Origin of the sequence: Lichenihabitans sp. Uapishka_5 (assembly GCF_033947565.1) — a bacterium.
GTDB lineage: Bacteria > Pseudomonadota > Alphaproteobacteria > Rhizobiales > Beijerinckiaceae > Lichenihabitans.
The window spans coordinates 1-22691 of sequence record NZ_JARPVX010000031.1 but is presented as its reverse complement, the minus strand read 5'-3'; the positions used below and the strand labels follow the sequence as shown (position 1 = coordinate 22691).

21 protein-coding genes are annotated in these 22691 nt (G+C 68.7%); 14 read left to right on the top strand and 7 right to left on the bottom strand.

Features of this window, described 5'->3' with window-relative positions; translation table 11 throughout:
• Positions 1 to 218: 218 nt before the first annotated feature.
• The 7 genes from bamA (at position 219) to P7D22_RS12540 (ending at position 9374) form a co-directional block, all read left to right on the top strand.
• A complete protein-coding gene (gene bamA / locus P7D22_RS12570; RefSeq protein WP_319934585.1) occupies positions 219 to 2660 on the top strand; it encodes an outer membrane protein assembly factor BamA in 2442 nt (813 codons plus the stop codon).
• 99 nt (positions 2661 to 2759) lie between these two features.
• Positions 2760 to 3809, top strand: coding sequence for a UDP-3-O-(3-hydroxymyristoyl)glucosamine N-acyltransferase (gene lpxD, locus P7D22_RS12565; RefSeq protein WP_319934584.1), 1050 nt, complete (start codon positions 2760 to 2762; stop codon positions 3807 to 3809).
• A gap of 68 nt (positions 3810 to 3877) precedes the next feature.
• Complete coding sequence (gene fabZ / locus P7D22_RS12560) at positions 3878 to 4375, top strand: 3-hydroxyacyl-ACP dehydratase FabZ (protein ID WP_319934583.1); 498 nt, start codon at positions 3878 to 3880, stop codon at positions 4373 to 4375.
• Positions 4368 to 5192, top strand: coding sequence for an acyl-ACP--UDP-N-acetylglucosamine O-acyltransferase (gene lpxA / locus P7D22_RS12555; protein WP_319934582.1), 825 nt, complete (start codon positions 4368 to 4370; stop codon positions 5190 to 5192). Before fabZ ends, lpxA begins: the two co-directional genes overlap by 8 nt.
• On the top strand, positions 5189 to 6361 hold the full coding sequence (lpxB, locus tag P7D22_RS12550; protein ID WP_319934581.1) for a lipid-A-disaccharide synthase: 1173 nt from the start codon (positions 5189 to 5191) through the stop codon (positions 6359 to 6361). The genes lpxA and lpxB overlap by 4 nt, the downstream gene beginning before the upstream one ends.
• Positions 6362 to 6404: 43 nt before the next feature.
• Positions 6405 to 7115 (top strand): haloacid dehalogenase type II, encoded by a 711-nt coding sequence (locus P7D22_RS12545; protein WP_319934580.1) that lies wholly within the window; start codon positions 6405 to 6407, stop codon positions 7113 to 7115.
• Between the two features lie 117 nt (positions 7116 to 7232).
• The gene (locus P7D22_RS12540) at positions 7233 to 9374 is read left to right on the top strand and encodes a GumC family protein (RefSeq protein ID WP_319934579.1); all 2142 of its coding nucleotides are present in this window, start codon (positions 7233 to 7235) and stop codon (positions 9372 to 9374) included.
• Here P7D22_RS12540 and P7D22_RS12535 read toward each other — a convergent pair.
• Positions 9348 to 10529 carry a GNAT family N-acetyltransferase gene (locus P7D22_RS12535; protein WP_319934578.1) on the bottom strand — a complete coding sequence of 394 codons (1182 nt, stop codon included), beginning with the start codon at positions 10527 to 10529 and terminating at the stop codon, positions 9348 to 9350. The genes P7D22_RS12540 and P7D22_RS12535 overlap by 27 nt on opposite strands.
• Positions 10530 to 10624: 95 nt before the next feature.
• On the opposite strand from P7D22_RS12535, the gene P7D22_RS12530 reads away from it, so the two are divergent.
• Positions 10625 to 11668, top strand: a complete 1044-nt coding sequence (locus P7D22_RS12530; RefSeq protein ID WP_319934577.1) for a polysaccharide deacetylase family protein — start codon at positions 10625 to 10627, stop codon at positions 11666 to 11668.
• Here P7D22_RS12530 and P7D22_RS12525 read toward each other — a convergent pair whose 3' ends face one another.
• Complete coding sequence (locus P7D22_RS12525; RefSeq protein WP_319934576.1) at positions 11669 to 11899, bottom strand: DUF2842 domain-containing protein; 231 nt, start codon at positions 11897 to 11899, stop codon at positions 11669 to 11671.
• A 122-nt stretch (positions 11900 to 12021) separates the two neighbouring features.
• On the opposite strand from P7D22_RS12525, the gene P7D22_RS12520 reads away from it, so the two are divergent.
• Positions 12022 to 13137 (top strand): COX15/CtaA family protein, encoded by a 1116-nt coding sequence (locus P7D22_RS12520; protein ID WP_319934575.1) that lies wholly within the window; start codon positions 12022 to 12024, stop codon positions 13135 to 13137.
• Positions 13138 to 13162: 25 nt separating this feature from the next.
• On the opposite strand, the gene P7D22_RS12515 is transcribed toward P7D22_RS12520, so the two are convergent.
• Both P7D22_RS12515 and P7D22_RS12510 read right to left on the bottom strand, forming a co-directional pair.
• Positions 13163 to 14785, bottom strand: a complete 1623-nt coding sequence (locus tag P7D22_RS12515; protein ID WP_319934574.1) for an ABC-F family ATP-binding cassette domain-containing protein — start codon at positions 14783 to 14785, stop codon at positions 13163 to 13165.
• A gap of 96 nt (positions 14786 to 14881) precedes the next feature.
• The gene (locus P7D22_RS12510; protein WP_319934573.1) at positions 14882 to 15913 is read right to left on the bottom strand and encodes an LLM class flavin-dependent oxidoreductase; all 1032 of its coding nucleotides are present in this window, start codon (positions 15911 to 15913) and stop codon (positions 14882 to 14884) included.
• Between the two features lie 114 nt (positions 15914 to 16027).
• On the opposite strand from P7D22_RS12510, the gene P7D22_RS12505 reads away from it, so the two are divergent.
• The 3 genes from P7D22_RS12505 (at position 16028) to proB (ending at position 19924) form a co-directional block, all read left to right on the top strand.
• Positions 16028 to 16972, top strand: coding sequence for a DUF429 domain-containing protein (locus P7D22_RS12505; protein WP_319934572.1), 945 nt, complete (start codon positions 16028 to 16030; stop codon positions 16970 to 16972).
• A 119-nt stretch (positions 16973 to 17091) separates the two neighbouring features.
• Positions 17092 to 18738 (top strand): GGDEF domain-containing protein, encoded by a 1647-nt coding sequence (locus P7D22_RS12500; RefSeq protein ID WP_319934571.1) that lies wholly within the window; start codon positions 17092 to 17094, stop codon positions 18736 to 18738.
• A 64-nt stretch (positions 18739 to 18802) separates the two neighbouring features.
• Complete coding sequence (proB, locus tag P7D22_RS12495) at positions 18803 to 19924, top strand: glutamate 5-kinase (RefSeq protein WP_319934570.1); 1122 nt, start codon at positions 18803 to 18805, stop codon at positions 19922 to 19924.
• A gap of 13 nt (positions 19925 to 19937) precedes the next feature.
• Here the strand turns inward: proB and P7D22_RS12490 are convergent, their stop codons facing one another.
• The 3 genes from P7D22_RS12490 to P7D22_RS12480 form a co-directional block, all read right to left on the bottom strand.
• Positions 19938 to 20264: a type II toxin-antitoxin system PemK/MazF family toxin gene (locus P7D22_RS12490; RefSeq protein WP_319934569.1), complete on the bottom strand. Its 327-nt coding sequence runs from the start codon at positions 20262 to 20264 to the stop codon at positions 19938 to 19940.
• On the bottom strand, positions 20261 to 20521 hold the full coding sequence (locus P7D22_RS12485; RefSeq protein ID WP_442916079.1) for an AbrB/MazE/SpoVT family DNA-binding domain-containing protein: 261 nt from the start codon (positions 20519 to 20521) through the stop codon (positions 20261 to 20263). Before P7D22_RS12485 ends, P7D22_RS12490 begins: the two co-directional genes overlap by 4 nt.
• A 69-nt stretch (positions 20522 to 20590) precedes the next feature.
• Complete coding sequence (locus P7D22_RS12480) at positions 20591 to 22009, bottom strand: protein adenylyltransferase SelO family protein (protein ID WP_319934568.1); 1419 nt, start codon at positions 22007 to 22009, stop codon at positions 20591 to 20593.
• Between the two features lie 155 nt (positions 22010 to 22164).
• Between P7D22_RS12480 and P7D22_RS12475 the strand changes: the two genes are divergently transcribed.
• Together P7D22_RS12475 and P7D22_RS12470 are read left to right on the top strand one after the other, a co-directional pair.
• Positions 22165 to 22416: a hypothetical protein gene (locus tag P7D22_RS12475; protein WP_319934567.1), complete on the top strand. Its 252-nt coding sequence runs from the start codon at positions 22165 to 22167 to the stop codon at positions 22414 to 22416.
• Between the two features lie 86 nt (positions 22417 to 22502).
• On the top strand, positions 22503 to 22691 hold a 189-nt coding region (locus tag P7D22_RS12470; RefSeq protein WP_319934566.1), incomplete at its 3' end, for a hypothetical protein.

The window sequence follows — 22691 nt, the reverse complement described above, 5'->3', positions numbered from 1 at the left end:
CCACGATTCAGTGGCGTCGCGGTCACGTGATGGAACTTTACCAGGGTGAACCGGAAAATGCCCATAGGCCGGATTTCGTAAACCGGCTAGAAGCCTTCTTGCCTCAAGAGTGATGGTGGGCTGTCGAAGAGTGCCTCGACGCCCATGAACAATCACCGCCCACGGGCCAGTGAGTGGGAGCGGACAAACCGCTCCGAGAAGGATGGGACTGGTCGTACATGCAACTTCCTCGCGGCGTATTGCATCGAGTTGCGGTTTTTCTGATCTGCTGCACGGCATGGATCGGATCTGCTGGTTTCGCTTCGGCCGAAGCCATCACGGTCGAGGGTAACTCCCGCGTCGACACTGCCACGATCCAATCCTACTTCACCGGCAGCACCGCCGACGGCGTCAAGGCGCTGAAAGACACAGGGATGTTCTCGAGCGTCACCACGCGCCAGGGCCCGGGCGGGCTCGTCGTCCGGGTGGCCGAGAACACCGTCATCAATCGGGTGGCCTTCGAGGGCAACAGCAAGGTCAAGAGCGAGCAGCTCACCGTCGAGGTGCAGTCGAAGTCGCGCGGCGCCTTCGACACGGCTGTGGCTCAGGCCGATATCGGCCGCATCCAGGAAGTCTACCGCCGCGGTGGCCGCGCCGACGCGACCGCCACCTACCGCGTCGTCGACCTGCCGAACGGCAAGGTCGACGTCGTGTTCACGGTCGACGAGGGCAGCAAGACCGGCGTCAAGTCCATCGAGTTCACCGGCAACCAGGCCTTCTCGTCGCGCAAGCTGCGCGGCCTGATGCAGACCACCGAGATGAACTACATCTCGTTCTTCAAGACCTCCGACGTCTACGATCCGGACAAGATCGCCACCGACGAAGAACTGATCCGCCGCTTCTACCTCCGCAACGGTTATGCCGACTTCCGCATCATCAACACCGATGTGAAGTTCAACCCGGAGGACAAGGGCTACAACGTCGCCATCGCGATCGAAGAAGGCCAGCAATACAAGGTCGCCGCCGTCAGCGTCGATTCTCGCCTGCGCGGCGTCGGCAACGACCGGCTGAGCGGCTTCCTGCGGACCGAGGTCGGTGACGTCTACAACGGCGACGACGTCGAAAAGACCGTGGACGTGTTGACCCGCGAAACGGGCCGCCTCGGCTACGCCTTCGCGCAGGTCCGCCCGCGCGGTGATCGCGATGCCGCCAACCACAGCGTGTCGATTCAATATGTCATCGACGAAGGTCCGCGGGTCTACATCGAGCGCATCAACATCCGCGGCAACACCCGCACCCGCGACTACGTCATCCGTCGTGAGTTCGACGTCGGCGAAGGCGACCCCTACAACAAGGTGCTGATCGACCGGGCGGAGCGCCGCCTGAACGCGCTCGGCTTCTTCAAGAAGGTACGCATCACCAACGAGCCCGGCAGCGCGCCTGACCGCGTGGTCATCAACGTCGACCTCGAAGACCAGCCCACCGGTTCGTTCTCGATCTCGGGCGGCTACTCGACCACCGATGGCTTCATCGCCGAGGTGGCGGTGACGGAAACGAACTTCCTGGGCCGCGGCGACTATGTTCGCATCGCCGCCTCCGAGGGTCAGTATTCGCGCGGCGTCGACCTGTCGTTTACCGAGCCCTACTTGCTCGACACCCGCATCGCCGGCGGCGTCGACCTCTTCGCCAAGGAAAACGACAACAACAGCTATTCCTATTACTCGACCTTCGTGACGGGCGGCACGCTCCGCCTCGGCATCCCGGTGACGGACGAGTTCTCGGTGTCGCCGCATTACTCGCTCTACAACACTAGGATCTCGATCCCGAACAAGTCGGGCGAACCCTATAACGACTGTACGAACCCCATCAACGGGACGACGCCGGGCTACGGCACCCTGATCAACTCGCTGTCGGCCACCAACAACTGCTTGACCAACGGCGAAGCCTCGGTGGCCATCAAGGAGTCGGTCGGCGATACCCTCACGTCGCTGGTCGGCGTCAACCTGAACTACAACACCCTCGATAACCTGAGTGCCCCGACAAGCGGCCTCCTGGTGGAGCTCCGCAACGACGTGGCGGGCCTTGGCGGCGACTCGCAGTTCTTCCGCTCGTCGGGTGACCTGCGCTACTTCCACCCGATCTATGACGACATCGTCGGCATCGTTCACCTCCAGGGTGGCTCGATCGAAGGCTTCGGCGACGAGAAGCAGCTGCGTATCGCCGACGAATTCCAGCTTGGACCGACGCTGGTGCGTGGTTTCGCACCGGGTGGGATCGGGCCGCGCGATATCAGCGATCTCGCCAACTACAAGTACAACCCGCTCGGTGGCTCGCATTATTACGGCGCCTCGGTCGAATCGCAGTTCCCGCTTTATGGACTGCCGCGCGACCTCGGCCTGAAGGGTGCGGTCTTCGCCGATATGGGCTCGCTGTTCGGCTACAACGGTAAGACGAACTTCTCGTCGAACGGCACCTGCACCGCGTCTAATACGTCGCCACTCTATACCCAGGGCACCTGCGTCGACGTGCGGGACTCGAGCGCCATCCGGTCGTCGGTCGGTGCGTCGCTGATCTGGAACTCGCCGCTCGGCCCGCTGCGCTTCGACTACGCTTATGCGCTCAGCAAGGATAAGTACGACGTGACGCAGGCCTTCCGCTTCTCGGGCGGCACGAAGTTCTAAACCCTCTCCGGAAGGGTCATGCTGGAGGCCTCCCCACCCGGGGAGGCCTTTCGCGTTCGACGGGCTGGCGTGCGGGAGCCAGCCTTCCTATAAGGTCGCATGACCTCGCAGACGTTCTTCTTCCGGCAGCCCGATCCCGTGGACCTCGCCACGATCGTAGCCTGGACGGGCGCCGAGGCCCCGGCCGAAGCCGACCTCGGTCGCCCCATCGATGCGGTCGGCCCGATTGCCGATGCCGGGCCGCGCGCCCTGGCGTTCCTGGATAACGCCCGCTACGCCGGCACGTTGTCGGCCACGGGGGCCGGCGCCTGCCTGGTGACGCGGCGTTTCGCCGACAAGCTGCCATCCACCACCGTGGCGCTCGTTTGCGCCGAGCCCTATCGGGCTTTCGCGACCGTGCTCAGCCGCTTTTATCCCGCGGCCGTGCGGCCGATGTCGGTTTTCGGCACCGTCGGGCGCTCGCCGAGCGCCTTGATCCATTCCGACGCGCGCCTCGAGGCCGACGTGACGGTGGACCCCGGCGCCGTCGTGGGTCCCGGCGTCGAAATCGGCAGCGGCACCGTGATCGGCGCCAATGCGGTGATCGGGCCCGGCGTGAAGATCGGTCGCGATTGTTCGATCGGCCCGCACGCGACCGTGGTCCACAGCCTGATCGGCAATCGCGTCATTGTGCATGCCGGCGTGCGGCTCGGCCAGGATGGTTTCGGGTTCGCGATGGGTCCGGGTGGCCATGCCAAGGTGGCGCAGATCGGCCGCGTCATCATCCAGGACGATGTTGAGATCGGCGCCAACACCACCATCGACCGCGGTTCCGTCCGCGACACGGTGATCGGCGAAGGCACCAAGATCGACAATCTGGTGCAGATCGCCCACAACGTGGTGATCGGCCGCCATTGCGTGATCGTGTCCCAGACCGGCATCTCGGGATCGACGACGCTTGGCGACTATGTGGCGACGGGCGGTCAGGCCGGCATCACGGGCCACCTGCACATCGGCACCGGCGCTCAGGTGGGCGCCCAGGCGGGCCTCATCTCGGATGTGCCGGCCGGCCAGCGCTGGGCCGGCGCGCCCGCCCAGCCGGTGCGTGACCTGTTCAAGCAGGAAGCCTTCATCCGACGCCTGGTGAAGCGGGACAAGCGCGACGCCTGAGGCTTCCCTTCCGGGCCGCGCCATGCGATGCGGGCCGCAACCCGCGATGATCGAATAACGAGGATGAAATGACCGCGTCGACCTTGTCTCCCACCACCACGACGGACGGCGGGAGCCTCGCGACGATGGACATCCTGGCGCTGCTGGCAAGCCTGCCGCACCGCTACCCGTTCCTGATGGTGGATCGCATCCGCGACATCCAGGACGATCTGTCCTGCGTCGGCATCAAGCAGGTGACCTTCAACGAGCCGCAGTTCCAGGGGCACTTCCCGGGCGCGCCCGTGATGCCGGGCGTGCTGCTGATCGAGGGCATGGCCCAAACGGCGGGCGCCATCTGCGTCCGGGCCCAAGGCGTCGCCAAGCCGAAGCTCGTCTACTTCATGACGATAGACAAGGCGAAGTTCCGCAAGCCCGTGGTGCCGGGCGACACGGTGGAATACCACCTGACCCGCATCAACAAGCGCCGCACCATGTGGTGGTACAAGGGCGAGGCCAAGGTCGACGGCGTCGTCGTATGCGAGGCCGAGATCAGCGCCATGCTGGTGATGAACGACGCCGATGCTTGATCCCGACGAAGCCGGGCCCCGCGAAACCCGCATCCACCCGCTGGCCGTGGTGGAGCCCGGCGCCCGCCTGGGCACGGGCGTCAGCGTCGGCCCCTTCTGCAGCGTCGGCGCGGAGGTGGAGCTCGGCGACGGCGTGACGCTGTTGTCCCATGTGGCTGTGGCCGGCCGCACCAGCGTGGGCGCCCGCACCCGCATCTTCCCCTTCGCGTCGATCGGCCACGAGCCGCAGGACCTCAAATACCGGGGCGAGCCGACGACCCTGACGATCGGCACCGATTGCCTGATCCGCGAAGGCGTCACCATGAACCCCGGCACCGTCCAGGGCGGCGGCACCACGCAGGTGGGCCATCACGGCACGTTTCTGGCCAACGCCCATGTGGCGCATGACTGCCAGGTCGGCAACCACGTGATCTTCTCCAATGCCGTGATGGTGGCCGGCCATTGCCGGGTGGGCGACCATGTCATCATGGGCGGCGGCGCTGCCGTGCACCAGTTCGTGCGGATCGGTCGCCATGCCTTCGTGGGCGGTGTGGCGGCCGTCGAGTACGATGTGATCCCCTACGGGATGGCGCTCGGCAACCGGGCCTATCTGGCCGGGCTGAACATCGTCGGGCTGAAACGGCGTGGCTTCTCGCGCGAGCAGATCCACGAGCTGCGCCGCGCCTACCGCTCGCTCTTCGCCCCCGAAGGCACCCTGAAGGAGCGCGTCGCCGACGTGGCCGACAGCTTCGCCGACCAGGCCGAGGTGCAGGAGATCATCGGCTTCATCCGCGAAGGCGGCGACCGCGCCATCTGCACGCCCCGGGACACCGATTGAGCCGCTACGGCTTGCGCATCGCGCTGATCGCCGGCGAGCATTCGGGCGATCAGCTCGGCTTCAAGCTGATGCAGGCGCTGCGGGCCGCGGCACCGGTGCCGGTCGATTTCGTCGGCGTCGGTGGCGAACGCATGGAGGCCGAGGGCCTGCATTCGCATTTCCCCCTGGCCGACATCGCCGTGATGGGGTTCGCGCCGGTGATCCGCAAGCTGCCGACCCTGTTGCGGCGCATCCGGGCCGCGGCATCGGCCGTGATCGCCGCCGAGCCGGATGCGCTCGTCATCATCGACAGCCCCGATTTCACCCACCGGGTCGCCAAGCTGGTGCGCCGTGCGCGGCCGAAGCTTCCCATCATCGATTACGTCAGCCCCTCGGTCTGGGCTTGGCGCCAGGGTCGCGCCAAGCGCATGCGCGCTTATACAGACCATGTGCTGGCGCTGCTGCCCTTCGAGCCCGAGGCCCACCGCCGCCTCGGCGGCCCGGCCTGCACCTATGTGGGCCATCCCTTGATCGAGCGGCTCGACGAGTTGCGCCCAGATGGGGCCGAACAGGCCCGCCGTGCCGGACCGGGACCGGTGGTGCTGGTGCTGCCCGGCTCCCGCCGGTCCGAGATCCGCCGCTTGTCGGCCGATTTCGGCGCCGCGCTGGGGCTGCTGGCCAAGGAGGGCCACGCCTTCGAGCCCGTGCTGCCGGCCGTGCCGCACCTGATCGACGAGATCCGCAGCCATGTGGCGCGCTGGCCCGTGCAGCCTCGCATCGTCGAGGGCGAGGCAGCGAAGCTGAGCGCGTTCCGCGAAGCACGCGTGGCGCTCGCGGCGTCCGGCACCGTGACGCTCGAACTGGCGCTTGCGGGCGTGCCCACCGTGGTGGCTTATCGGGTGGCGCCGTTCGAGACCTGGCTGAAATACGTCATCAAGGTGCCCTCCATCGTGCTGCCCAACCTGATCCTGGGCCACAATGCCGTGCCGGAATTCATCCAGCACGATTGCACGCCCGAACGCCTCGCCGCAGCCCTTGCGCCGCTCCTCGGTGAGGGCGAGGTTCGCGCCGCGCAAGTGGCTGCCTTCGCCAAACTGGCCGGGCTGATGCGGCTCGAAGCCGGCGAAATGCCGAGCGGCCGCGCCGCCGCCATCGTGCTGGCGCTGGCGGGTCGCACGCGAGGGACTTGAGGCCGGCAGTTGCCGCCCGATCTCCCTTACCTGGAGATCCGCCATGTCGACCCACCGTCCCGAGATCCTCGTCTTCGACGTCAACGAGACCGTGCTGGACATCCGCGCGTTGGAACCCTTGTTCCTGCGCCTCTTCGGGCGGCCGGACGCCATGCGCGAATGGTACGCCCAGCTGATCCTCCATTCGCAATCGCTGACCCTGGCAGGCAGCTATGTGCCGCTCTCGACCCTCGGAGGCGGCATTCTGCGTATGTTGGGAGACGCCCATGGGGTCCCCATCACCGATGACGACGCCGAGGCGCTGCGTCACGCCACGGCGGCCTTGCCGGCCCACCCGGATGTGCGTCCGGGGCTGTCGCGCCTGCGGGCCGCAGGTTTTCGGCTCGTCACCCTGACCAATTCGGCACCGGAGCCGTCCGGCAGCCCCCTCGAGCGCGCCGGGATCGCGGACCTGTTCGAGCAGCAATTCAGCGTCGATGCCGTGCGGCGCTTCAAGCCGGCGCCCGAAACCTATCGGTTGGTGGCCGACGCGCTCGCAGTCCCGCTCCACGCCTTGTGCCTCGTGGCCGCGCATATTTGGGATACGATCGGCGCGAAGCGGCTCGGCTGCCAAGCCGCGCTGGTGCTGCGCCCCGGCAATGCCGTTCTGCCCTGTGTGGGCGTCCCCCAGCCCGACTGGGTGGTGTCCGACTTCATGGCGCTGGCCGACCGGCTTTGCGCGATGCCGGAGCGTACCGGATCGGCGAAATCTTAACCGAGCTTCAACCCTAACCGATCTTTACTGCGCCTCGGCATCCGGTGGCCCATGCGGCGTCGCCGGTGATTCGCGTCCCGGCACGGGGGCGCCGATCGTGCCAAGGGGACGCCAGGCATGGGCAACGAGCACCAACACGACGAGACGCCGTCCAGCGACGCCCTGCCGCGTCGCGACCTCGACGTATCCTATCTGGCGCGCCGGCTGAAGACGCAGAAGCGCTGGCTGATCGGCCCCGCCCTCGCGGCCTTTGCGGTCAGCGCCGTCGCGGTCAACCTTACGTCGCCCCGCTACACGGCTGAGACCAAGGTGCTGATCGGCAGCCAGGAAGCCTATTACAACCGCCTCGGCGCCGCCGACACCCAGCAACAAACGCCGCCCGACGACGAGGCGGTGCAGAGCCAGGTGCAGCTCGTTGGCTCGCGCGATCTCGCTCGCCAGGCCATCCGGGCGCTCGACCTCAAGGGCAACGCCGAATTCGATCCCGTGGCCGACGGGCTTGGCCCGCTCACCCGCCTGACCGTGCTGCTCGGGCTGACCCGCGATCCGCTCGCGACGCCGCCTGAAGAGCGCATCCTGCCGGCCTTCTCCGAGCGGCTGACCGTGTATCCGGTGACCAAGTCGCGCGTGCTGAGCATCGAATTCGAAGCCAAGGACCCCGACCTCGCGGCCCGGGCCGCTAATACTGTGGCGAGCCTTTATCTCGACGTGCAATCGGCCGCCAAGCGCGATGCCGCCCACCAGGCCGCCGAGTCGCTGCATGGCCTCGTGGCCGACCTCAGATTGCGGGCCGCCGAGGCCGACGCCAAGGCCCAGGCGTTCCGCAGCCAGTCGGGCCTGCTGCTCGGCACCAACAACGCTTCGATCTCGTCGCAGCAACTCACCGACATGACGACCCAGCTGAGCCAGGCCCGCTCGAGCGAGGCCGAAGCCCAGGCCAAGGCGAAGCTCATCCGCGACATGGTGAAGGCGGGCCGTCTGGCTGAAGTGCCGGACGTCTCTAACAACGACCTGATCCGAAAACTGTCCGAACAGCGGGCCGCCATCCAGGCCGAAGTGGCGCTTCAATCCCGCACGCTGCTGCCCGGCCATCCGCGCATGCAGGAGCTGACGGCGCAGCTGCGCGACCTCGACGGCCAGATCAAGGGAGCGGCCGAGAAGGTGGTGCGTGGGCTCGACAGCGATGCCCGCATCGCCGAGGGCCGGGTCGAGAACCTGACGACCGTCATCAACGGCCAGAAGGACGCCATCGGGGCCACCGGCCCCGACCAGGTGAAGCTGAGCGAGCTCGACCTCACGGCCAAGCTGCTGAAGGACCAGCTCGAATTCAACACGGCCAAATACCAGGAAGCCCTGGCGCGCGAGAACGTCGGCGCCAATCCGGCCGACGCCCGCATCATCTCCCGCGCGGTGGCGCCGCAACTGCCGAGCTTTCCCAAGAAGCTGCCGATCATCGCCATCATGACGATCGCCGGCCTCGTGCTGTCGCTCGGCCTGCTGATCGCCCGCGAGCTGCTGTCGGGCCGCGCCTTCCGGGCGGAGCCGAGCCCGGTCGGCCTGCCGATCGTCATCGGTGCCGGGATCGTGCCCTTGGCCGAAACCGATGCTTTCGTCCTGAAGCCGAGCTTCGACCCGGTGCGGGAAGCCGTCGCGGCCAGCCCCGTCCCGGCCGCCACGACCGCATCGACGTTCGACACGCTGGATGAGGTCGTGGCGGGCCTCGCGGCGCTGAAGACCCCCGGCCAGGCCCTGCGGGTGCTGGTGATCGACGAGGGGGTCGGCACCGACGCCGCAGCGGTGCGGCTCGGACGGGCGCTGGCGCGCGACGCCCGGGTGATCGCGATCGACCTCGCGGGAGCTTCGCAGGGCCTGCCGCGCACCGGCTTCGCGGAACTGCTCGACGGGCAGGCCTCCTTCGCGGAGGTGATCCACCGCGATCCCGAGTCGCGCCTCCATCGCATCGCGCCCGGCCATCGGCCGCAGATCGTCGCCGACGACCTCGAGGGCATGGCCAATGTGCTCGACGCCTTAGCCGAAACCTACGACCATGTCCTGGTCAGCGGCCTCGCCCCCTCCGAGCCTGCCGCCCGGGCGGTCGCGGCCGACCATGCGGATGCGCTGGTGCTGGCGAGCGACGGCATCGTGGCGGCCGCCGAGCGCGACCGCCGCCTCGCGGCACTCGGCCAGGAGGATGCGTTGCCGAGCTTCGGGCTCGACGTATCGGCGCCCTTGTCACTGGCGCGGGGTGAAGCCGCCTAAGGCGGCGCGCCAGCGCGCCCGTCCGGCCTCCACCAGTGCCCACAGGCGCGGCGTCTGCTTTATGCGGCGCTTGAGCGAAAGCCATGCCGCAAGGCCCCAGGCCGCGACCCGGCCGCGCGGCGTCATGCCGACCACCGTGTCGAACAACGGCACGCCGGTCGGACAGAAGCTTTCCTTGTAGCGCGCCTCGCCGATGCCGAGGTCGAACCAAGCGAGGCCCTTCCGGCATTTCGCCGCCACGATTCGGGCGATCAACAATTCGCCGGGGCTGAAGCGCGCCCATTCGGCCTCGGGCGCGAAGGACACGGTCATGCCCGAAAAGCGCCCCGCATGTTCGGTGCCCGCAAAGGCCGCCACGAGGGCGTCGCCGCACATCAGCGCATGCAGTTCCACGCCGGGTCGGCCCTGGGGGCCCGGGCCGGCCGCCCGCTCGAAGAAACGTTGCAGCGCCCCTTCCCGCCCGGTGGCGCCGAAGCGGACCTGCCGCTGCGCCAGCAGGGCGGCCGCGATGCGGGCCGCCATGGCGGGGTCCTCGGCCACGGCGTGACGCAGGCTGCCGAGCGCCGCGAGCTTGGCTTCCTTTTGCCGGATGTGCTTGCGGGCCTTGCTCGACAGCAGGCGGGCCAGCACCGCCTCGGGGGTGCCGCCGAGCCGGGCCTCGTGCTGCTGGCTGGGGCTCGGCACCGCGGGCAGGAGGGCGAGGGGGTTGGGTCGGTCGGCGAACACCCAAGGCTGGTGGGCCAGCCAGAACAGGTCGATGCCGCCGCGGCGGGCCGCCTCGCCGAGCAGGCGTCGCACAAGCGGCGCATCCCAATCGAGCGCCGGGTCGAACAGGCCGAGGCCAAGATTGCTGTCCTGGCCGCCGAGGAAACAGGCCGTCGTCAGGCCGCCGCGCCGCCGCAGCCCGAGCGGCAGCAGCGCCACCGGGCCACGATCATCGGCCGCCACCACGATCAGCGGCTCCAGGGCACCGCCCAGGCTGTCGCACCAGGGCGCCACCCAGGCCGGGGTCTGGTAGGCCGTGGCCGGCGCCACGGCCAGCATGGCGTCCCAATCGGCCTGGGACGCCGCGAGGCTGCGGTGAAGCCGCACCGTATCGAAGCGACGCGGCGTTGCCACGACGGCTTCGGCTTGAACAAGAACGCTGGCCGGCATGGGCGGAGGCTCGCTGCGATGGCGCTGTCCTAGCAACGAAATCTCAACGCCCTGTTGTCGCAATGCGGAGGAAACGCGAGCAGGAACGGGCAAGGATGGCCGAGATCCGGCAATGGCTGATAGGCGCCGGGCTGGCGACCTTCCGGGTGACGGGGCTGCACCGGGCCATGGCACCGTGGACGCGCGGGCGCGGCGCCATCCTGGCGTTCCACCATGTGCGGCCTGCCACCCCGGCCGCCTTTGCGCCGAACCGCGGTCTGGCCATCACGCCCGCGCAGCTCGATGCGGTGCTGCACCGGCTGCGGCGCGACCGCATCCGCCTCGTGCCGCTCAATGCCGTGCTGCCGCATCTCGCCTCCGGGTCGCGCGAGCGGGTCGCGGCTCTGAGCTTCGACGACGGCTATCGCGACACGCTCACGGAGGCGCTGCCGGTGCTGGAGCGCCATGCCGCGCCCTTCACGACCTTTGTCACCACGGGCTTTGCCGACCGCTCGGCGCGGCTCTGGTGGCTGGAGCTCGAGGCCGCGATCACTGTCGCCGACAGCCTGCGCCCCGGGCTCGACGGCGCGGAAACGGCCTGGCCGACGAACCGCCTTCCCGACAAGCGACGCGCCTTTGCGATCCTGGCCCGGAGGCTGCGCGCGGCGCCGCCCGCCGTCGTGGCAACCACGCTCGAGCGGCTGGGCTGTTCGGCTGCGGCGGGACGCGCCCTGGTGGACCGCCTTTGCCTCGACTGGGACGGCCTCGCACGGTTGGCCGCCCACCCGCTGGCCACGATCGGCTGCCACACCGTGACCCACCCGTGCCTCGCGGCGCTCGACCCGGCCGCGCTGCGGCGGGAGTTGGAGACCGCGCGCACCACCCTTGCGGAGCGCCTCGGCCGACCGGTCGAGCACCTGGCCTATCCCTACGGCGGCAGCGCGGCCGCGGGTGAGCGGGAGTTCCACTTAGCGGCCGCGCTCGGCTTCACGACCGCCGTGACGACCCGGCCCGGCATCCTGCGGTCGCGCGACGCCGCACGACCGACGGCGCTGCCGCGCCTGTCGGTCAATGGCGTGTGGCCCGACCCGGCCGTGCTCGACATCCTGCTGTCGGGCGCCCCGTTCGCCCTGCGCGACCGCGTGGCGCGTCGGACCTGATCAGCGCCGGGGCGTCGCGGCCTCAATGTCGGGCCGCTCCATCCAGCGGATCAGTGGCATCAGGGGCAGCACCCAGGCGAGGCCCACCACCAGGAAGAACAAGGCCTGCGGCAGCGCCGGCGCATGGCGGATGTGGTCCGTCTGCGCCACCAGCATGGCCACGGCCGCATAAAGGCCCACGAAGGCCAGCATCAGCACGGCTCCGATGAGCTTGCGTATCCTGCGCCGCATCTCCCGCCTCCTCCTCGGGGCATGCCGCCCTGCCCCCTGCGACCGCTGGCCGGTGGCGCCGCGCCCCGTCTCCCAGTAAACCAGGATCATCCTCCCACGGAAACGCCTTTCGGATCGGCCCCATGTCCATCGAACAAAGGTCTCCGGTCTTGGCCCGGCCGATGCCGGGCGCCACCGTGCTTGCCTTTCCCATGACCCGCCGCACCGGGCCGGTGCAGGCTTGGTTGTGGAGCGTCGCGGCAACCATCTTCCTCATGGTGTTGGTTGGCGGCGCCACGCGGCTGACAGAATCGGGCCTGTCGATCACCGAATGGGAGCCGCTGTTCGGCGCCCTGCCGCCGCTCAGTGCAGCCGCCTGGGAAGCCAAATTCGCGGCCTATCGGGCCATTCCGCAATTTGCGCTGCACCCCGACATGACGCTCGGCGATTTCAAGACCATCTTCTTCTGGGAATGGAGCCATCGCCTGATCGGGCGGGCGCTCGGGCTCGTCATTGCGGCGCCGCTCGCCTGGTTCTGGTGGCGCGGGCGGCTGACGAGCCGGCTGAAACGTCAGGCGATCGGCCTTCTGGCGCTCGTCGGCCTGCAGGGCGCCGTTGGCTGGTGGATGGTGAAGTCCGGCCTCGTCGACCGCACCGAGGTGTCGCAATACCGGCTGGCCACCCATCTGCTGCTCGCCACGGTCACGCTCGGCTATACGATCTGGCTGGCCCAGGGCCTCAGCCGCCGTCCGGTCGAACAGCTGGGCGGTGCGACACGGCGGCTGCGCTCAGGCGCCACGCTGATCGTTGCCCTGGTGCTGGGGCAGATCGGCCTCGGCGCTCTCGTGGCGGGTCTCCGGGCCGGCTACCTCGACAACACCTGGCCGCTGATCGAAGGAGGCCTCGTGCCGCCGGTCCACAGCCTGCTGTTCCTGCAGCCCGCCTGGCGCAACCTGTTCGAAAACGCCACGACGGTGCAGTTCGACCATCGCATGCTGGCCTATGTGCTGTTCGCGGTGGCGCTGGCCTATGGGCTCGCGGCACGGCGCATCGCGCCCGGCACCCGGGCGGCGCGACGCGCCCTGTCGCTGGCCGGGCTGGTGTTGTGCCAGGCCGCCATCGGCATCGTGACGCTGGTGTGGGTGGTGCCGTTTGCCGCGGCCCTGGCCCACCAAGCCTTTGCGATGGTGGTGTTCGGCATGGCGGTGGTGCACCGCCGCGCCTTGTCGCGGCCCGCCGAGGCGGCGCCGCGCCGCTGAGCCTTCGCGGCGTCGCGGCGCCCGATCAGCTCCGCAGGCCCGGCGCTTCCTGGCCGGTGCGGGCCACATATTCGGTATAGCCACCGCCGTAAGCGTGCACGCCATCGGGCGTCACCTCGAGCACACGGTTCGACAGCGCCCCAAGGAAGTGGCGGTCGTGCGATACGAACAGCATGGTGCCCTCATAGGCCGCCAGCGCCGCGATCAGCATTTCCTTGGTGCCCATGTCGAGATGGTTGGTGGGCTCGTCCAGCACCAGGAAGTTCGGCGGGTCGTACAGCATCTTGGCCATCACGAGCCGCGCCTTTTCGCCGCCCGACAGCACCCGGCAGCGCTTCTCGACGTCGTCGCCCGAAAACCCGAAGCAGCCCGCAAGCGCCCGCAGCGAGCCCTGCCCGGCCTGCGGGAACGAGGCCTCGAGCGAGCGGAACACGGTGTCCTCGCCCTCGAGCAGGTCCATGGCGTGCTGGGCGAAATAGCCCATCTTGACGCTGCCGCCGAGCGCCACCGTGCCCTGGTCCGGCGCCGTGGTGCCGGCCACGAGCTTCAACAGCGTCGACTTGCCGGCGCCGTTGACGCCCATCACGCACCAGCGCTCGCGACGCGCGATCGTCAGGTCGAAATTCTCATAGATGCGGCGGCTGCCGTAGCCCTTGTGGACCTGTTTCAGGCTGACCACGTCGTCGCCCGAGCGCGGCGCCGGGGGAAAGTCGAAGGCGACGCTTTGCCGGCGCTTCGGCGGCTCGACACGCTCGATCTTGTCGAGCTTCTTGACCCGGCTCTGCACCTGGGCCGCATGCGAGGCGCGCGCCTTGAAGCGCTCGATGAACTTGATCTCCTTGGCCAGCATCGCCTGCTGACGCTCGAACTGCGCCTGCTGGTGCTTCTCGTTCAAGGCCCGCTGGCCCTCGTAGAAGGCATAATCGCCCGAATAGGTCGTCAGCGCCCCGCCATCGATCTCGATGATCTTGGTGACGATGCGGTTCATGAACTCGCGGTCGTGCGAGGTCATGAACAAGGCGCCCTCGTAGCCCTTCAGGAAGCCTTCGAGCCAGATTAGGCTTTCCAAGTCGAGATGGTTCGACGGCTCGTCGAGCAGCATGGCATCGGGCCGCATCAGCAGGATGCGTCCGAGCGCGACGCGCATCTTCCAGCCGCCCGACAAGGCGCCCACGTCGCCGTCCATCATTTCGGGCGTGAAGCTCAAGCCGGCCAGCACTTCGCGGGCGCGGCCCTCGAGCGCATAGCCGTCGAGTTCCTCGAAGCGACCCTGCACCTCGCCAAAGCGGGCGATGATCGCCTCCATCTCGTCGGCCCGGTCAGGGTCGGCCAGGGCGGCCTCGAGCTCGCGCAGCTCGGCCGCGACTTCGCTGACCGGGCCGCAGCCATCCATCACCTCGGCGACCGCGCTCTTGCCGGCCATCTCGCCGACGTCCTGGCTGAAATAACCGATCGTGATGCCGCGGTCGGCCGCCACCTGCCCCTCGTCGGGCTGCTCCTGCCCGGTGATGAGCCGGAACATGGTCGTCTTGCCGGCCCCGTTCGGGCCGACGAGCCCCACCTTCTCGCCACGCAGCAACGAAGCCGAGGCCTCGATGAAGACGATCTGGTTGCCGTTCTGCTTGCCGATTTTCTCTAAGCGGATCATGGGTGTCGAAGTCTCGGGACGCGTCGCGCGGCCTTACGCCATGAACCGCACCTGGGGAAGGCCCGGCACCACGGCGTCAGCCATGCGGCATGAGCCTCACCCCAGCATTTCCCGCACCATCGGCATCACCACCCGCCCGTAAAGCTCGATGCAGCGCATCAGCTTTTCATGCGGCAGCGGTCCGGCGCTGTATTTCAGGGCGAAGCGCGACAGGCCGAGCGCCTTTGCGGTGGCGGCGATCTTGCGGGCCACCGTTTCGGGCGATCCGAGATACAGGGAGCCGTGCTGTACCTCATCGTCGAACTCGGCCCGCGCCATCGGCGGCCAGCCGCGTTCGGCGCCGATGTGGTCTCGCATCGCCTTGTAGTCGGCGAAGAACTCCGCCGCCGCCTGCGCGTCGGTGTCGGCCACATAGCCGGGCGAATGCACCGCGATGGGCTGCACCGGGCGACCCAGCTGGGCGAAGGCGCGCCGGTAAAGGTCGGCATAAGGGCGGAAGCGAACCGGGTCGCCGCCGATGATCGCGAGCGTCAACGGCAGGTCGTAGCGTGCTGCCCGCACCACGGATTCGGGGCTGCCGCCGACGCCGATCCAGGTGCGCAGCAAGCCGTGCTCGACCGGTGGGAACACCGCCTGGGCCTCGAGCGGCGGCCGGGTCTGCCCGGCCCAGGTCACGGGGCCGCCCTGGCGCAGCGCCGCGAACAGGTCGAGCTTGTCGCTGAACAGCATCTCGTAATGCTGCAGGTCAAGCCCGAACAGCGGAAACGATTCGGTGAAGGAGCCGCGGCCGAGGATCACCTCGGCCCGGCCGCCCGACAAGGCGTCCAGGGTGGAAAAGCGCTGAAAGACCCGGATCGGATCGTCCGAACTCAACACCGTGACGGCGGAGCCGAGGCGGATGCGGCGCGTCCGCGTGGCGATGCCGGCCAGCACGACCTCGGGGGCCGACACCGCGAAGTCGCCGCGATGATGTTCGCCGACCCCAAAACTGTCGAGGCCGACCGCCTCGGCCAGCACGGCTTCATCGACGAGGTTGCGGATGACCTGCGCGTGCGGCAGAAGCGTGCCGTCTTCGCGGCGCGTCACGTCGCCAAAGGTGTCGAGGCCGAATTCGAGGGGGTGTGTCATGCCGGTCGCGCCACAAGGGGCCCGGCGGCGCCATGCGGCCCAGTCCCCGGCGAGCCGTAAGGCAGATGCTGCCGTGGACGCAAGCCGTCCGCGAGGGCCCTGGCGGGCGCCCCCATGTTCCAGGTGATGGTTCACGCCGACTGGAGCGTGTCGCCGGCCAAGCGATGGTGCGCCTGGGCCAGCCGGCGCGCTGGCGGATGGCAGGTGGCGGCACCCCGCCCGGTGCGCGACGCCCCAGGTTTCACGGCGGCGCTCCTGGCCGCCCGCGCCGTTGGCCCCGTCCTGGCGGGCTTCGACTTTCCCCTCGGCCTGCCGTTCGCCTATGGGCGGCAGACGGGCCTCACGGGATTTCGCGATGCCCTCGCGGTCTTTGGTTCAGCCCCGGGCTGGGAGGATGCCTTGCAGATCGCGTCGGACCCCTCCGAGGTAAGCCTGCGTCGCCCCTTCTTTCCTCGCGAGGCGCGGGCGGGCGTTCGGCGTGGCATGCTGGTGACAGGTCTGGGGCTTGAAACGGCGACCGACCTGCTGCGCGTGTGCGAGCGCGGCGGCGGCCCGGGCTTCCGTCAGGCCTGCCCGGTGTTCTGGACGCTGGGCGCCAATCAGGTCGGCCGTGCGGCCATTGCGGGTTGGCGCGAGGTCGTGGTGCCGGCCCGCGCGGCCGGTGCCGCGCTGTGGCCCTATGACGGCCCGCTCGAACAGCTGGCACGCGCTGGCGCGCTGGTGCTGGCCGAAACCTACCCGGCCGATGCCTATGCCCGCACGGGTGCCGCCTTCGGGAACCGCGCCAGCAAGCGGCGTCGATCCGACCGCCAGGCGCGGGCCGCCGCCATCATGGCCTGGGCGGCGGGCGCCGGCATCGATCTCGCGGCATGCCGACAGGTTCTCTTCGAGGGCTTCGGTGATGCTCCAACCGGCGAGGACGCCTTCGATGCCCTGCTGGGCGTCCTCGACATGATCGCGGTGGCGGAGCGCCGGCGCGCGGCGCTGCCGGACGGCCTGTCGGCAGACCGGCTGGCCTGGGAAGGCTGGATCCTCGGGCGGCCGCACCCCGGCACCTGAAAGGTCTCAGGCCGCTCGGAAAAATTTATTCGCTCGATCCGGTGTCCCGGAGGCGTGCGCAACCCAGCTTGTTCATCGTTGGGCCGTTACACAGTCGCGATTGAGCCGGATCGCGCATCGTGTTCCAAGTCCTTTACCCACGCACCTCCGCCCCGAGGCTGGCCCGCATCTGGCGGACCGGGACACGCGGCGCCGTCGCGGTTGCGCAAGCGGACATGCTGGCGCTCACTGCGGAGTGCCGCATGGCCGGCGACCAGGAAGGCGAAGGATGCGCGGTTCTTCAGCTGGCGTGGTTCTCATTCCAGTCCGGCGGCCAGATCGAGGCTGGCCTGGAACAGGCCGCCACGGCGAAACGCCTTTTCAAAGCCCTCGGCCGGACGGATGGCGAAGCCGCCGCCACCTCCATGGAAGCCTGGCTGCTGGTCGAAGCCGGCCTGACCGAGGAAGCCTCCGAGGAATCACGCGCCGCGCTGTCCCTGTTGACGGAGGCCAGCCACCCGAGCATTCGCGGCTTCGTCACCAACGTCCTCGGCGTGGTGCTATGGTGCTGCCGCCAGATCGACCAGGCCATCCCGTATTGCGAGGAGGCCGTCAGGCTCGCGACGCAGGCACCTGATCCTTTGGCGACGGCGTGGTGGCGCATCAACCTTGCGGGCGTGCACGCAGCCATCGGGTATCGGGCCACGGCGGCGCAGCGGAGCGCAGACGCGGCGCGGGCCTTTGCGATTGCGATCGACATCAATGCGCAGGCTTTGGCGGGCGCGGCGGCGTGCGGCGACCATTGGTGCCACCACCTGGCGCTCTGCAACGCGGCCGAATACCTTTGCGCCGCCCGGCGGATCGACGAGGCGCTGGCGCAGTTGGCCCTTTGCGACACCATCCCATGGACGCCGCTGCGGCGCTCGCGCACGCATTACCTGTCGATCCGCGCGGAAACGCTGATCGTGGCGGGCCGGGCCGGCGAAGCACGGCCGCTTTGCGAGGAATCGCTGCGCCTTGCCGAGCAGGCCGGCGACATCGAGGCGTGCATGCAAAGCCTCAGGAGCCTCTCGACGGTGCATGAAAAGGCCGGCGCACACAAAAAGGCTCTGGTCTCCTTCAAGCGGTTCTTCGACCATTACCAGATGCTGGCCAATGAGAATGCCCAGCGCCATGCGCGCCTGACCGGCATCCGCTACGAGACGCACCGCCTTCGCGAAAAGGCGGATGCCGCCGAAGCCAAGGTGGCGTCGCTGGTATTGACCTCGCGCTCGGATGCCTTGACCGGCCTCGCCAATCGTCGTGCCCTCGACAAGACCCTGGCCGAACTCGACGGCCAATCTTATGCGTTGGCGCTGCTGGACCTCGATCGCTTCAAGCTGATCAACGACCGCTTCTCGCACATGGTCGGCGACGCCGTGTTGCGGCAGGTCGGCGCCTTTCTGGCAGGCTGCGGCTCGACCAACGTCACGGCGGCGCGCCTGGGCGGCGAAGAATTCGTGCTTGTGATGCCCGAAACGGATCGGGCCGCGGCCGTGCGGCTGTGCGAGGCGCTGCGGATCCAGATCGCCACCTATGCCTGGCAACGGCACCATCCGAAGCTGAAGGTGACGACCAGCATCGGCATTGCCTGCCACACCGAGGCCAGCGACCCCCAGGCGACGCTGTCCCTCGCGGACGACCGGCTTTACCAGGCCAAGAACCTGGGTCGGAACCGCGTCGTCGCGACATCGAATCAGGGCTTGCGCCACCCCACGGGCGAAATCGCACGGGCGGCGGAAGCCTGACCGACCTCGCGGATCGACAGGCCGCGCCGTTGATTGCGGCGCCGTCCCGTCCTATGGGCAGGACATGGTTCCCGCCCTCGCCACCTTCCGCCGCATCGTCATCAAGGTCGGCTCCTCGTTGCTTGTCGACCGCGCCGCCGGCGAGGCCAAGCGCGCGTGGCTCGAGGCGCTCTGCGACGACGTCGCGGCGCTGCACCGGGACGGCGCCGATGTCATGGTGGTGTCGTCGGGCGCCATCGCGCTCGGCCGCACCGTGCTGCGCTATCCCGCCGGCACGCTGAAGCTCGAAGACAGCCAGGCCGCCGCGGCGGTCGGGCAGATCGCCTTGTCGCGGCTTTGGGCCGAGGCGCTCGGGGCGCGCGGCATGACGGCCGGCCAGGTGCTGGTGACGCTCGGCGACACGGAAGAGCGCCGCCGCTACCTCAATGCCCGCGCGACACTCGGCCGGCTGTTGGCCCAGCGCGCCGTGCCGATCATCAACGAGAACGACACGGTGGCGACGAGCGAGATCCGCTACGGCGATAACGACCGCTTGGCGGCCCGGGTCGCCACCATGGCGAGCGCCGACCTGCTGATCCTGTTGTCCGACATCGACGGGCTCTACACGGCGCCCCCGCACCTCGACCCGGCCGCCACGCTGATCCCGGTGGTGGAGCGCATCGATGCCGCGGTCGAGGCCATGGCGGGCGGCGCCGCCTCGGAGCTGTCGCGCGGCGGCATGCGCACAAAGGTCGAGGCCGGCAAGATCGCCACGGCGGGCGGCACTCACATGGTGATCGCCGACGGCCGGGTGCCGCATCCGGTCGCCCGCATCCGCGATGGCGGCCGCTGCACCTGGTTCCTGACGCCGCAAACGCCCGTGACGGCACGCAAGATCTGGATCGCCGGCTCGCTCGAGCCGCGCGGCACCCTGGTGGTGGACGCGGGCGCCGTGAAGGCGTTGCGCGGCGGCGCCAGCCTGCTGCCGGCCGGCGTCGTGCGGGTGGACGGGCTGTTTTCGCGCGGCGATTGCGTCCGCATCGCCGATCCGGACGGCCTCGAGGTGGGCCGGGGCCTCGTGGCCTACGATTCCACCCACGCGGCGCAGCTCGGCGGCCACAACTCCCGCGAGATCGAAGCCGTGCTGGGCCAACCCGGCCGCGCCGAGATGATCCATCGGGACGACATGGCGTTGCGGGGCTTGTGACGCAGCGATCTGCTCAGACGAAGATCGTCACTACGCGCGCCATCACATCGTCCAGGATCGCTTGTGGCATCGTCTCGATCATCCGCGCACGGCAGGCCGCGAGGTCGATGACGCGCGGCTGATCGCAGCGCACGATGCCCGTCGTCTTTGTCCCGACGAGCGGCACCGCGAAGCCGAGACGCCGCGCGAAATCTCCGCCGTTGGTGATGGGAAGCACGACCGGCAATCCCGTCGCTCGGTTGAAGGCGTCTGGCGAGACCACCACGACCAGCCGATGCCCGCGCTGTTCACGGCCTTGGGTCGGGTCGAGGTCGACCATCCAGATCTCGCCTCGAGTCAAAGGATCTCACGTCCCGCTGCAGGAGCGTCGACCCACTCCCGTTCGGTAGCGGCTTGCGGCTGCTCGTAGTCGGACGCTGCGAGGAGTTCATCCATGGTGTAGCGAGGACCGGATCGTGGCTCGACGATCAGGCGACCATGTTCGACAACCAATCCCACCTGTGTCCCATCTGTGAGACGCAGGATTTCGAGCAAGGCAGGGGGCACGGTAAGCATGACCGCCTCACCGACCTTGCGAAGGCTTGTCGTGAACATCATCGGGCTCCATCCGTCCTGTTAAGATAGGATCGAGGATCCCACAGGCGCAAGCACGAGCCCGGCAGGGGCTCACCGCACGCCATAAGCCTCCGCCACCGCATCGACCTGCCTGAGCTTCGCCTCGAACGGCCCCCAGGCGTCCTGCCCGGCGATCCCGTCCAACAGGGCATCCACCTCCTCGATCAACATCGTGCATGGCCGCTCCTGCGCGAAATACGCATGGTCGAGCCGCAACCCGGCGGCGGGCTCCAGCGCCGCGATGGCGGCCTCGAGCGGCGCAAAGGTGTCGCCGCGGTAGTGTTCGGCGATCGGGCTCGCGCGACGCGGGCCCAACCGGGCGCGGCCTCCGTAAAGGTCGAACCACACCTGCTCGAAGGGCGCCTGACTGGCGTGCATGAAGTCCCACAGGGCGCCCGTCACGGCCTCGTCCTGTTCGGGTGTGCCGGACGCAAGCCCGAGCCGCCGTAGCGTGGCCGCACGAAATGCCGCCGCGAGCGCGTCGCGATAGGTGCCGAGCGCCGCCTGCAGGTCCTCCTGGGACGCGAGGCCCATCAGGCATTCGGCCAGCCGGGTGAGGTTCCACAACAACACGCTCGGCTGTTTGGCAAAAGCGTAGCGTTGCGTTTGGTCGAAATAAGCGGCCGTGAAGTTCGGATCGTAATGCGGCAGGAACCGCCAGGGCCCGTAATCGAAGCTTTCCCCCGTGACGTTGATGTTGTCCGTGTTGAGCACGCCGTGCACGAAGCCCGCCACCATATAGGAGGCGCCGAGCTCGGCCACGTTGCGGCATACCTGGTGGAGGAAGGCGAGCGCCCGCTCGCTCGGCGTGTCGCGCCACAGCTCGGGCATGGTGGTGCGGATCGCGTGGTCCACTAAATGGCCGATGGCGTCGTGCTGCTCGAGATAAAGCAACCGCTGGAACGAACCGATGCGGATGTGGGAATGGTTGAGGCGCGTCAGCACGGCGCCGTGGATCGGCGGCGCCTCGTCGTGCCGAACAAGCGTTTCGCCGGTCTCGATCAGGCTGAAGCTCTTCGAGGTGTCGGTGCCGAGCGCCTCGAGCAGCTCGGTGGCCAGCACCTCCCGTACCCCGCCGCGCAACGTCAGGCGCCCGTCGCCGAAGCGCGACCAGGGCGTCTGGCCGCTACCCTTGGTGCCGAGGTCGAGCAGCCGGCCGCGGGTGTCCGTCAGCTGCGCGAACAAGAACCCGCGACCATCCCCGAGCTCAGGGTTGTAATTGCCGAACTGATGGCCGTGGTAGCGCAAGGCCAGCGGCGCCGGAAAGGAACCGGGCAGCGCCTCGAAGCGGCCGAAGTGCGCGATCCATTCGACGTCCGTAAGCGTGTCGAGGCCTACCGTGCGGGCCGCGCGATCGTTGCGGTAGCGGATGACGTGCTGCGGAAAGGTGGCCGGGGCCACCACATCGTAGAAGGCGTCCCCGAGATCGGCATGGCGGGTCGCGGGCGCATAGGCGGGGGATGGCGGCACGGGGAGCCTTTCGGGTATCGAAGCTTGCGTCTTGGGTCGGCTGGCGGACGACCTTGCATCCGGTCCCGGATACATCATCAAGGACGCAAACCGGCAGACCCTCGGCCGGGTTGCGCCCTGACGCCGCCCGGCGTCGATCAAGCAAGGATGTCACGATGATCGAAACCCGTATCAAGGCCGTCGGCGGCTGGATCGATGCGTCGTTCGAGGGCGACACCGTCACGATGGCGGCGGTCGGTTCGCCGCTGCAATTGCTGGTCAAGGAACCGGCCAATACGGCGGCTCGGCAGAAGCGCACGGACGAACGCGGCCGCTATCGCCGCATGGCGCTCGATGCCTTGCGGGAGGCTGGCGCCGGGCCCGAGCTTGACGACGCTTTCATCGACTGGACTTACCGGGCCGGCTGATGTGCGGCTTGCCGTACCGCGCCTTCATCCCATGTTCAGCCCGAACAGCCCAGGTTCGGGGCCGTTCACGGGAGGATCCGCACTTCATGCGTAAAACAAGAGAGCTGCTGCTGGCCGGTACCATGGTGCCGGTGCTGATCGGCGCGGGCCCCGGCTTCGCGGCCACGGCCCCGGGCCCTTGGGTCATGGCTCAGGCCGCTCCCGAGCAGCCGGCGGCGGAAGACCACAAGCATCCTGCGGCAGGCCAGCCGCAGCTCTCTTGTTTTACGCATGAA

Coding starts and splice junctions, on each gene's coding strand:
- bamA (WP_319934585.1), top strand. CDS start 219: ATGCAACTTCCTCGCGGCGTATTGCATCGAGTTGCGGTTTTTCTGATC.
- lpxD (WP_319934584.1), top strand. CDS start 2,760: ATGACCTCGCAGACGTTCTTCTTCCGGCAGCCCGATCCCGTGGACCTC.
- fabZ (WP_319934583.1), top strand. CDS start 3,878: ATGACCGCGTCGACCTTGTCTCCCACCACCACGACGGACGGCGGGAGC.
- lpxA (WP_319934582.1), top strand. CDS start 4,368: ATGCTTGATCCCGACGAAGCCGGGCCCCGCGAAACCCGCATCCACCCG.
- P7D22_RS12545 (WP_319934580.1), top strand. CDS start 6,405: ATGTCGACCCACCGTCCCGAGATCCTCGTCTTCGACGTCAACGAGACC.
- P7D22_RS12540 (WP_319934579.1), top strand. CDS start 7,233: ATGGGCAACGAGCACCAACACGACGAGACGCCGTCCAGCGACGCCCTG.
- P7D22_RS12535 (WP_319934578.1), bottom strand. CDS start 10,529: ATGCCGGCCAGCGTTCTTGTTCAAGCCGAAGCCGTCGTGGCAACGCCG.
- P7D22_RS12530 (WP_319934577.1), top strand. CDS start 10,625: ATGGCCGAGATCCGGCAATGGCTGATAGGCGCCGGGCTGGCGACCTTC.
- P7D22_RS12525 (WP_319934576.1), bottom strand. CDS start 11,899: ATGCGGCGCAGGATACGCAAGCTCATCGGAGCCGTGCTGATGCTGGCC.
- P7D22_RS12520 (WP_319934575.1), top strand. CDS start 12,022: ATGTCCATCGAACAAAGGTCTCCGGTCTTGGCCCGGCCGATGCCGGGC.
- P7D22_RS12515 (WP_319934574.1), bottom strand. CDS start 14,785: ATGATCCGCTTAGAGAAAATCGGCAAGCAGAACGGCAACCAGATCGTC.
- P7D22_RS12510 (WP_319934573.1), bottom strand. CDS start 15,913: ATGACACACCCCCTCGAATTCGGCCTCGACACCTTTGGCGACGTGACG.
- P7D22_RS12505 (WP_319934572.1), top strand. CDS start 16,028: ATGTTCCAGGTGATGGTTCACGCCGACTGGAGCGTGTCGCCGGCCAAG.
- proB (WP_319934570.1), top strand. CDS start 18,803: ATGGTTCCCGCCCTCGCCACCTTCCGCCGCATCGTCATCAAGGTCGGC.
- P7D22_RS12485 (WP_442916079.1), bottom strand. CDS start 20,521: ATGATGTTCACGACAAGCCTTCGCAAGGTCGGTGAGGCGGTCATGCTT.
- P7D22_RS12475 (WP_319934567.1), top strand. CDS start 22,165: ATGATCGAAACCCGTATCAAGGCCGTCGGCGGCTGGATCGATGCGTCG.